The organism is Microbacterium sp., assembly GCF_041909575.1.
GTDB lineage: Bacteria > Actinomycetota > Actinomycetes > Actinomycetales > Microbacteriaceae > Microbacterium.
On record NZ_JAYRDE010000113.1, the window covers coordinates 1 to 10,179 of the forward strand.

9 protein-coding genes are annotated in these 10,179 nt (G+C 69.5%); all 9 read left to right on the plus strand.

Annotated features, from left to right (window positions below; genetic code table 11):
• Nucleotides 1-918: WxL protein peptidoglycan domain-containing protein (locus tag ACE3O1_RS13100; protein WP_374315740.1), on the plus strand; the 918-nt coding region annotated here is incomplete at its 5' end.
• Complete coding sequence (locus tag ACE3O1_RS13105) at nt 915-1,331, plus strand: hypothetical protein (protein WP_374315742.1); 417 nt, start codon at nt 915-917, stop codon at nt 1,329-1,331. The genes ACE3O1_RS13100 and ACE3O1_RS13105, both read left to right, overlap by 4 nt.
• Before the next feature lie 6 nt (nt 1,332-1,337).
• On the plus strand, nt 1,338-2,357 hold the full coding sequence (locus ACE3O1_RS13110) for a LacI family DNA-binding transcriptional regulator (RefSeq protein ID WP_374315744.1): 1,020 nt from the start codon (nt 1,338-1,340) through the stop codon (nt 2,355-2,357).
• 640 nt (nt 2,358-2,997) lie between these two features.
• Nucleotides 2,998-4,002, plus strand: a complete 1,005-nt coding sequence (locus ACE3O1_RS13115) for a substrate-binding domain-containing protein (protein ID WP_374315746.1) — start codon at nt 2,998-3,000, stop codon at nt 4,000-4,002.
• A gap of 120 nt (nt 4,003-4,122) precedes the next feature.
• Nucleotides 4,123-5,730: a sugar ABC transporter ATP-binding protein gene (locus ACE3O1_RS13120; protein WP_374315748.1), complete on the plus strand. Its 1,608-nt coding sequence runs from the start codon at nt 4,123-4,125 to the stop codon at nt 5,728-5,730.
• A complete protein-coding gene (locus ACE3O1_RS13125) occupies nt 5,727-6,812 on the plus strand; it encodes an ABC transporter permease (RefSeq protein ID WP_374315750.1) in 1,086 nt (361 codons plus the stop codon). The genes ACE3O1_RS13120 and ACE3O1_RS13125 overlap by 4 nt, the downstream gene beginning before the upstream one ends.
• Nucleotides 6,809-7,879 (plus strand): ABC transporter permease, encoded by a 1,071-nt coding sequence (locus ACE3O1_RS13130; protein ID WP_374315752.1) that lies wholly within the window; start codon nt 6,809-6,811, stop codon nt 7,877-7,879. The genes ACE3O1_RS13125 and ACE3O1_RS13130 overlap by 4 nt, the downstream gene beginning before the upstream one ends.
• Nucleotides 7,879-8,598 (plus strand): L-ribulose-5-phosphate 4-epimerase, encoded by a 720-nt coding sequence (locus ACE3O1_RS13135; protein WP_374315753.1) that lies wholly within the window; start codon nt 7,879-7,881, stop codon nt 8,596-8,598. The genes ACE3O1_RS13130 and ACE3O1_RS13135 overlap by 1 nt, the downstream gene beginning before the upstream one ends.
• The coding region (locus tag ACE3O1_RS13140) for a xylulokinase (protein ID WP_374315754.1) at nt 8,595-10,179 on the plus strand (1,585 nt) is incomplete at its 3' end. The genes ACE3O1_RS13135 and ACE3O1_RS13140, both read left to right, overlap by 4 nt.

Sequence of the window (10,179 nt, forward strand, 5' to 3'; positions counted from 1 at the left end):
GACGAGAGCGGGCCCGACGGGCGACGGGCGGTCGAGAACGATCTGGACCCGGGCGAGAGCGTGTCCGACCTGTTCGCCGTGCGGAATGTGAGCGACGCCGAAGTCACCTTCCGCCTGACGGCAGCGGACGGGTTCTACACGCGCAACGGACGGTTCGACATCCTCCCGGCCGATCAGGAGTCGACCTCCTCGGGCACCTGGATCTCGCTGCCCGACGAGGTCACGATCCCCGCGGGCGAGACGGCGATCGTCCCGTTCGACATCACCGTGCCGGACAACGCCGAGCCCGGCGATCATGCGGCCGGGATCACGGCATCCGTCCTGTCGGTCCAGACCGGTGACGACGGCGCGAGCGTGGGCGTCGAGAGTCGCGTCGGCTTCCGCGTGACCACCCGAGTGACCGGTGAGCTGACTCCCATGCCGGTGATCGACGCCGTCGCCGGCGACTACGCCGTGTCGTGGAATCCGTTCCGGCCGGGCGCTGTGACCGTCGCCTTCGAGGTCGAGAACGACGGCAACACCATCCTGCTCGTGGAGGGCGCCGTGAACGCCGGCGGGCAGAGCACGGTCTTCCCCGCGGCCGGCGAGAAGGCGCTGGAGCTCCTTCCCGGCGACAGCAGAGCCTTCGAGGTCGTCGTTCACGACGTCTGGCCACTGTTCGCCGTGCCCGTCGAGGTCGTGGTCGCGCCGACGATGCTGACGATGACGGGGGAGACATCCGATGTCACACCCGTCTCCTCCTCGACGACGGTCTGGGCGGCGCCCTGGCCGCAGCTGATCATCCTCGCCGGGATCGGACTGCTGGTCTGGGCGCTCGTGTGGGGCCGGCTGCGCTCACGCCGTCGCCTCGACGCGCTGCTCGCCGACGCGCGGGAAGCCGGCCGGCGCGAAGCGGCCGTGACGGAGGATGCCTCGTGAGCCGGACCGCGCGCGTCGTCGGGGCCATCGCGGGCCTGACCCTCGCCCTGGGTGGACTCGTGGCGCCGGCGTCGGCCGCGACGTGGCTCGAGCCGGATCCCGACTCCGACGAGGTGACGGTCTCGGTCACGATCAGGCCCCTCGACTGTCCGTCGCCTCCCGGCAATCCGCGCGGACCCGGAAAGCCGGGGAAGCCGCCGCACGCCGGAAACCCCGACCACCCGTGTCACCCCGGCGATCCCGGCGGGAACGGGAACGGGAACGGGAGCGGGAGCGGGAACGGGAAGAGCGGTGGCCGGGCCGCGGCCGATGCCGCGACATTCGCCGGAGACCCGCCGGGGCTGATTCTCGGTCGACGCGCGGTGGCGCTGGCAGTCGCCCCCTACGATGTGGTCAGCAGGAAAGCGAGGTGATCCGCCATGTCTGAGCAGGCAACCCGGGGTTGGCAGCGCCCGAGCATCTACGACGTCGCCAAGCAGGCGGGCGTCTCGCACATGACGGTCTCGCGCGTGCTCAACGGGCACCCGAACATCCGCGAGTCGACGCGCGAGCGCGTCCTCCAGGCGATCGACGAGATGAACTACACGCGCAGCTCGATCGCACGCGCCCTGGCGACGCGCCGCGCCATGCGCATCGGCGTGATCGTCGACAGCCCGGTCCAGTGGGGCCCGAACAGCACGCTCCGCGCGATCGAGAGCGCGGCCCGCGACGCGGGCTACGCGATCAGCGCGTTCTCGATCTCGGACGACCCGGAGTCGCAGATCGACACCGGGGTCGTCGAACTCCTCACGCAGGGTGTCGACGCGCTGTGCGTGATCGCGCCGCGCGCGTCCTCGCTCGACACGCTGCGTCAGCAGAGCACGGGCCTTCCGACGCTCGTCATCAAGGCGGAACCGGATGCCGAGATGCACACCGCCGCGGTCGATCAGCGCGCCGGCGCCATGGCCGCCGTGATGCATCTCATCGAGCTCGGGCACCGTTCGGTCGCGCACCTGTCCGGACCGCTGGACTGGTACGACGCCCGTGCCCGCGAGCAGGGATGGCGCGACGCGCTGGCCGATGCCGGGCTCCCCATCGCGCCGCCGGTGGTGGGCGACTGGACCTCCGACTTCGGGTACACCTTCGGCAAGACGTACGACTTCTCGGAAGCGACGGCCGTCTTCGCCGCGAACGATCAGATGGCGCTCGGCCTCGTGCACGGTCTGTCGGAGCGCGGACTGCGGGTGCCCGACGACATCAGCGTCGTCGGCTTCGACGACCTTCCCGACGCGCGGCACTTCCTTCCCCCGCTGACGACGGTGCGTCAGGACTTCACCGCGCTCGGCGCGCTCGCCCTGCAGATCATCATCGCGGCGATCGAGGGCGAAGAGGTGGACGGCCACGACATCATCGAGCCCCGACTCATGGTGCGCGGTTCGAGCGCCAAGCCGCGCCGCTGAGCCCGTCCGGATCGCCTTCCGCGCCAATCCGCGCCGCTGAGCCCGCCCGGTAGCTCCCGGTTGGGCGCATAACTCCTGCACTTTGCTACCCGGCCGGGGGTCGACGCCCGTCGTTCCGGGCGCCGTGATGCCCGAGGGTGCGAGATTGCAGGAGTTATGCGCCCGGCGGAGGGGAAGCCGATCGCGCCGCAGCCCCAGCGCAGCGGCCGGGGCCGGGCTGGGAGTCCCGGCTCGGCTGTGCGAGTTTCGCGCCAGCTCGGGCGCATAACTCCTGCACTTTGCTACCCGGCCGGGGGTCGACGCCCGTCTTTCCGGGAGCTGCGGGCCGGGGTGTCGCGGAAGTGCAGGAGTTATGCGCCGAGGGAGGTGGGAGACGGATGCCGCTGCCCGGCCTGAGCCGCCCCGCCTCCTGGCGGCCCCGCCTCCTGGCCGCCCCCGCCTGGCCGCCCAGGATGTCGTCGCTGATCCACACGTGTTAATGTTCGCGGTAACGGTGACGTAACGAATGTGAGAAATCTTCTTGCGCAAGCGGCTTGTTAGCGCGCACAATGGACTCGCACACACCCGAGAGTGTCCCGTCTGGGGGCACAGGGACTTCTCCCCGACCGAGAGCGTCGGGGAGTCTCAAGGAGGAGAAAAGATGGTCAACAAGAAGCGGATGCTCGGCCTTGTCGGCTTCGTCGGTGCCGGCGCGCTCGCGCTCGGCCTCGCAGGCTGCGCGAGCGGCGGCGACGACAGCGGCTCGGACGGCGGCAGCGGCGACGAGCTCACGACGGTCGGCTTCGTCGCCGTCGGTCCCGAGGGCGGCTGGCGCGACGCCAACGAGCAGGCGATCAAGGACGCGTTCACCCAGGACGCCGGATTCGATCTGAAGTACGCCCCGGCGGCGAGCCCGACGGACCAGAAGTCGCAGATCGACGCCTTCGCGACGTTCGTCAACGACGAGGTCGACGTCATCCTCCTCACCGCGACCGAGGCGTCCGGCTGGGATGACTCGCTCGAGCTGGCGCAGGAGGCCGAGATTCCCGTCATCCTGCTCGACCGGGGTGTGGACTCCAGCGACGACCTCTACGTCACGCGCATCGCGCCCGACAACGTCAACGTCGCGGGCACCGTCGGCGACTGGGCGGTCGAGACCTTCCCGGACGGCGCGAACTACTTCACGCTCGAGGGCGTTCCCGGGCTTTCCGTCGTCAACGAGCGCAACGAGGGCTTCGAGGCGGCGATCGAGGGAGCGGACGGCTGGAACAAGATCGGCGCCCAGACCGCCAACTGGACCGCTGACGAGGGCAAGTCGGTCATCGAGACCGTCCTCAAGGAGAACCCGGACCTCCAGTTCATCTTCGCCCAGAACGACGAGATGGGCATCGGTGCGGCTGCTGCCGTGACCGCCGCCGGCCTGGTCCCGGGCACCGACGTCAAGATCGCCACGATCGACGGCACCACGCCGGCTCTCGAGGCGCTGGCTGCCGGCGAGCTGAGCTTCGTCGCCCAGTACAACCCCTTCTTCGGCGACCTCGCCGTGGAAGCGGTGAACGCCGCGCTGGCGGGCGAGGAAGTCGAGAAGAACATCATCGTCCCCGGTGAGACGTTCGACTCGCCCGAGGCCGGCCAGGCCGCGATCGACGACGGCAAGGGCTTCTGACCCACCCCGCGTCGACGAGACGAGAGATGATGCGAGCGGGGGTCGGCCCTTCCGGCGGCCCCCGCTCGTGCTCGTCTCCCCGACGCGTCCCCGCCCGCAGCAACAAGGAATCATGCAGCCATGATTGAACCGATCGCGATCGTCGAAGTGCGCAACGCGTCCATCACCTTTCCCGGAGTGAAGGCCCTCGACGACGTCAGCTTCCGGCTGCTTCCCGGCGAGGTCCACACCCTCATGGGCGAGAACGGCGCCGGCAAGTCGACCCTCATCAAGGCACTCACCGGCGTCTACCAGATCGACTCCGGCGAGATCGTCGTCGCCGGCGTGGTGCGCCACTTCAACGGCACCGCCTCCGCGCAGGCCGCCGGGATCTCGACGGTGTACCAGGAGGTCAATCTCTGCACGAACCTCACCATCGGTGAGAACGTCATGCTCGGGCACGAGGTCCACGACTGGACCGGCATCAACTGGCGGAAGACGTATGCGCGCGCCAGCGAGGCGCTCGCCCGGATGGGACTCGGCGACCTCGACCCCCGCGCGCCCCTCTCGACGATCTCGATCGCGATGCAGCAGCTCGTCGCGATCAGCCGCGCGATGGTCACGGACTCGAAGGTGCTCATCCTCGACGAGCCGACTTCGAGCCTCGACGCGAACGAGGTGGAGGTGCTCTTCGGAGTCATCCGCCGTCTCCGCGACCAGGGCGTGGCGATCCTCTTCGTCTCGCACTTCCTCGACCAGGTCTACGCGATCAGCGACCGCATCACCGTGCTGCGCAACGGGGCGTTCGTCGGCGAGTACCTCAAGCGGGACCTCGACCGCACCCAGCTGATCTCGAAGATGATCGGCAAGGACTTCGAGACGCTGCGCGCCCTCGGCTCCAACCGGCAGACCCAGCAGCGCGACCGCACCGTGACGCCGCTCTTCGCCGCCGAGAACCTCGGTCGCAAGGGAGCACTCGAACCCACCGACCTCGAGATCCACGCGGGGGAGGTCGTCGGCTTCGCGGGGCTGCTCGGCGCAGGACGCACCGAGCTCGCGCGGCTGATCGCCGGCGCCGACAAATCCGACGCCGGGACGACCCGTATGCACGGCAAGAAGATCTCGCTGAACTCTCCCGTCGCGGGCCTCTCGCACGGCATCGCCTACTCGACCGAGAGCCGTCGCGACGACGGCATCGTCGGCGACCTCAGCGTCCGCGAGAACATCATGCTCGCCGTCCAGGCCCGTCGCGGCTGGTTCCGGCGCGTGCCCGCGCGGGAGGTCGACCAGCTCGTCAAGACCTACATGGAGCGCTTCAGCGTGCGGCCGAACGACCCTGACCGCCCGATCCGCCTGCTCTCGGGCGGCAACCAGCAGAAGGTGCTGCTCGGCCGCTGGCTCGCCACCAACCCCGACCTGCTCCTCCTCGACGAGCCGACCCGCGGAATCGACGTCGGTGCGAAGGCCGACATCCAGGAGACGGTGGCCGAACTCGCGGAGGGCGGGATGAGCGTCGTGTTCATCTCCTCCGAGCTGGAAGAGGTCGTCCGCCTGTCCGAGCGGATCGTCATCCTCAAGGACCACCAGAAGGTCGGGGAAGTCATCAACGGACCGGAAGTCACGGCCGAGAGCATCGTCTCGGTCATCGCCACGGAGTCGGGCGACGAGGCGGAGAAGACCGCTGAGGCCCTCGCCGAAGAGGTCGCCGCGGGCGAAGCCCCGACCCGCCACGAAGGGAGCGCGTCATGAAGCACCTGAAGATCGCGCTGCGCACGCCCTGGTTCTGGGCCATCGTCGGAATCGTCCTGCTGCTGCTGATCAACTCCATCAAGAACCCCGCGTATCTCGCGATCAGCGTCAACCCCACGACGGGCATGCTCACCGGCAACCTGCTCGACATCCTCCGCGTGTCGGCGCCGATCATCATGATCGCGCTCGGCATGACCTTCGTCATCGCCACGGGAGGAATCGACCTCTCCGTCGGATCGATGATGGCGGTCGGCGGCGCGGTCGCGATGCAGACGCTCTCGGGCCTCGAGGCATCCAGCCCCATCAGCGCCGTGCTGACGGCGATCGGCCTCGCACTCGCGCTCGCGATCGTCCTCGGCGCGGTCAACGGGTTCCTGGTCGCCGTCGTCGGGCTGCAGCCCTTCATCAGCACCCTGATCATGATGCTCGCCGCGCGAGGCATCGCCCGCGTCATCACCAGCGGACAGAACACCGACGCGACGAACGAGCCGTTCCGTCTGCTCGCGAACGGGCAGATCCTCGGCATCCCCACGAGCTTCGTGCTCGCCATCGCCATCGTCGGGCTCATCGCCCTGGCCATGCGCCGGACGGCGCTCGGCCTCATGATCGAGTCGATCGGCATCAACCCGAACGCGAGCCGGCTCGCCGGCATCCGACCCCGTCCGATCCTGTTCGGCGTGTACATCCTCTCCGCAGCGCTCGCCGCCGTCGGCGGTCTGTTCAGCGTCTCGGAAGTGATGACGGTGAGCGTGGGCGGCACCGGAAACCTCATGGAGCTCGACGCGATCCTGGCGGTGGTCATCGGCGGCACGTCGCTCGCCGGCGGGAAGTTCTCGATCGTCGGGTCCACGATCGGGGCCCTCCTCATCGCGACCCTGAACAAGACCGTGCTGTTCCTCGGCATCCCGGCCGCGGCGACGCCGGCGTTCAAGGCGCTCGTCATCATCGTCCTGGTCCTGCTGCAGTCCGAGCGCGTGCGCTCGTGGGCGTTCGGTCGCGGGAAGTCGCCCGGAGCGCCCCCTGCGCCGACGTCGCCCGCAGCGGACCCGGCCGCATACGTCTCGAAGGAGGTCGTCGCATGAGCTCCTCGCGCACGCTCGCCGAATCCGTTCCACCCGTCCCCGACCTGCCCGAGCGCAGGAACACCGAGGGCGCCGCGCGACTGGCGCGGCTGTGGGAGCGCAATCAGACCCTGATCCCGACCCTCACCGCGCTGGTGCTGCTGTTCGGCATGCTCATCTACGCCGAGGTGGCCTACGGCCGGGTGTTCCACGCCGGCACCATGTCGAGCCTTCTGATCAGCTTCGCGCCGACGATCATCCTGGCGGTCGGCATGACGATCGTCATCGTCTCGGGCGGCATCGACCTGTCCGTCGGCGCGGTCGTCGCCTTCAGCTCCGTCGCCGGCGTCATGCTCATGAACATCGGCATCAACGGCTGGATCTCGATGGTGCTGATGATCCTGTTCGGCGCGATGTTCGGCGTCATCGCGGGCGTCATGATCCAGTACTTCAACGTGCAGCCGTTCATCGCGACGCTCGCGATGATGTTCCTCGCCCGCGGACTGGCCTCGATCCTCTCCACGACGCCCGTTCAGGCTGCCGAGGACTCGCCGATCCACCTGCTGGCCACGGACTGGAAGCTCTTCGACGGTCCGAAGGTCAACGACTTCACGGTCACTCCGGGGCTGATCATCGCGATCCTCGTCGTCCTCGGCGGAATGTTCTTCATGCACCGCAGCCGCAGCGGACGCACGGTCTATGCGATCGGCGGCAACGAGTCGTCCGCGGGGCTCATGGGTCTTCCGGTGGCGCGGACGCGCGTGGGGATCTACATCATCTCGGGTGCCCTGGCGGGACTGGCGGCGGTCGTCTACACCGCCGAGGTCGGTGGCAAGGCGCAGAACGTCACCGGAATCGGATGGGAGCTCGACGCCATCGCGGCCGTGGTCATCGGCGGGACCCTGCTGACCGGCGGCTACGGCTACGTGCTCGGATCGGTCGTGGGCGTGTTCGTGATCGCGGCGCTGCGCCTCATCATCACGAAGGACGGGACGATCAACCCCGAGTACCTCACCATCATCACCGGCGCCGTCCTGCTCGTGTTCGTGCTGCTGCAGCGCGCCCTCACGCGGCGAAGGGCCAGCTGATGCCCGACACCGAACTCCAGGCGTCGATCGACGCGGTGCGCGCGGATGTCGCCCGGCTGCACGGCGAACTCGTCCGCTACAACCTGATCGTGTGGACGGGCGGGAACGTGTCGGGCCGCGTGCCCGGTGCCGATCTGTTCGTGATCAAGCCGTCGGGGGTGTCGTACGACGACCTGACGCCGGAGAACATGATCCTGTGCGACCTCGACGGCAACGTCGTCCCGGGCACGCCGGGCTCGGACCGCAGCCCGTCGAGCGACACCGCGGCGCACGCGTACGTGTACCGGAACATGCCCGAGGTCGGGGGAGTGGTGCACACGCACTCCACCTTCGCGGTGGCGTGGGCGGCGCGCGGCGAGGAGATCCCGTGCGTCATCACGGCGATGGCCGACGAGTTCGGCGGGCCGATCCCGGTCGGGCCGTTCGCGATCATCGGCGACGACTCCATCGGTCGCGGCATCGTCGACACCCTGCGCGGCCACCGGTCGCGTGCGGTGCTGATGCAGAATCACGGGCCGTTCACGATCGGCGTCTCGGCGAAGGATGCCGTGAAGGCCGCGGTGATGGTGGAGGATGTCGCCCGCACCGTGCACTACGCGCGTGAGGCCGGTCCGCTGATCCCGATTCCGCAGGAGGCGATCGACCGCCTCTTCGACCGGTACCAGAATGTCTACGGCCAGTCCACGGACGCCCGCCGCGACGGGGAGGAGACCCCGTGACGGCGGCTGCCGCGCGGGCGATCCGCGACGGCCGTGCCGTGCTCGGCATCGAGCTCGGCTCCACCCGCATCAAGGCATGCCTGGTGCTCGCCGACGACCCGACGACGGTGCTCGCGGTGGGCAGCCACGCCTGGGAGAACCAGTTCGTCGATCGGCTGTGGACCTACGCGCTGGACGACGTGTGGGCAGGGCTCCAGGGGGCGTACGCCGACCTGGTCGCGGATGTGCGTCGCCGGTACGACGTGACACTCGACTCGCTCGCCGCGATCGGCGTCTCGGCGATGATGCACGGCTACCTCGCCTTCGGCGAGGACGGTGATCTGCTCACGGGGTTCCGCACGTGGCGCAACACCAACACGGATCGCTCGGCCGCGGTGCTGTCCGAGCTGTTCGGGGTGAACATCCCGCTGCGCTGGTCGATCGCGCACCTGTACCAGGCGGTGCTCGACGAGGAGCCGCATGTCACCGACGTGAGCTTCTTCACGACGCTCGCCGGTTACGTCCACTGGAAGCTCACCGGGCGCAAGTCGCTCGGCGTGGGCGACGCGTCGGGCATGTTCCCGATCGACTCCGCCACCCGCGACTACGACGCGGCGCTGCTCGAGAAGTTCGACCGGCTCGTCGGTGAGCGCGCCCCCGGGCTGCAGGTCTCGCGGCTGCTCCCCGAGGTCCTCGTGGCCGGCGAAACCGCGGGTGAACTCACCGCTGACGGTGCGGCCCTCCTCGACCCGACAGGTGCGCTGCGTCCGGGCGCCCCCCTGTGCCCGCCCGAGGGCGACGCCGGCACCGGCATGGTCGCCACGTGCTCGGTCGCCCCTCGTACCGGGAATGTCAGCGCGGGAACCAGCATCTTCGCGATGGTCGTGCTGGAGCGACCGCTCTCGGGCATCCACCACGAGCTCGACCTCGTCACGACCCCCGCCGGCGACGCGGTGGCCATGGTCCACTGCAACAACGGCGCCAGCGAGCTCGCCGCGTGGATCGGGCTGTTCGACCGCTTCGCGTCGGTGACCGGCGCCGGCCTCGCGTCGGACGAGGTCTTCGAGGCCCTCTTCCGCGAGGCGCTGGACGGAGATCCGGATGCCGGCGGCCTCCTCGCCTACAACCATCTCGCCGGTGAGCCGATCGCCGGGCTCGCCGAGGGCCGTCCGCTGTTCGTGCGCACGCCCGACAGCCGTTTCACGCTCGCGAACTTCATGCGCGCGCAGCTGTACGGCGTGTTCGGCACGCTCGCCCTCGGCATGCGCGTGCTCGAGCGCGAGGGTGTCGCCCTGGACCGGATGTTCGCCCATGGCGGCGTGTTCCGCACGGCCGGGGTCGCGCAGCGCTTCCTCGCCGGTGCGCTGGGCGCTCCGGTGGCCGTGGGCGAGACGGCATCGGAAGGGGGAGCCTGGGGCATCGCCGTGCTCGCGTCGTACCTGTCGGCCGCGAGCGATCTCGACCTCGACGCGTACCTCCGAGAGCGCGTGTTCGGCGAAGCATCCTTCGACACCGTCGACCCCGACCCCGAGGACGTTCCCGGGTTCGCCGCCTACCTCAACCGCTATCGCGCCGGGCTCGCCGTCGAGTCCGCCGCGATCA